The 217-nt window shown below is 32.7% G+C and carries 1 protein-coding gene; it reads left to right on the top strand.

The window, feature by feature from the left end:
- On the top strand, nucleotides 1–217 hold a 217-nt coding region (locus tag FDX22_RS30565), incomplete at both ends, for a hypothetical protein (RefSeq protein WP_222592535.1).

The following is a 217-nucleotide window of genomic DNA, read 5'->3' as shown; positions in this document are numbered from 1 at the left end:
CAAATGGAGAGCTTTACAGACAAGTTATTGATACTTTGGGTAGATTGTAACGGAGGAATGCAAAACGCCTTAGATGATAAAACAGAGCTTCCTACAACTAACGAGTTAATCAATATCTTCTGTAAAACTGTTTTTATTAAAGAAAAAGAGGAAACGGAAGACGATACAGTCTTCTTTTCTTCTAGTTCATTGATTAAGAAAAAGAAAGATACTGTAA

The organism is Citrobacter sp. TBCS-14 (assembly GCF_005280805.1).
Lineage (GTDB): Bacteria > Pseudomonadota > Gammaproteobacteria > Enterobacterales > Enterobacteriaceae > Citrobacter > Citrobacter gillenii.
This window is presented reverse-complemented; position numbering and strand designations above follow the sequence as displayed.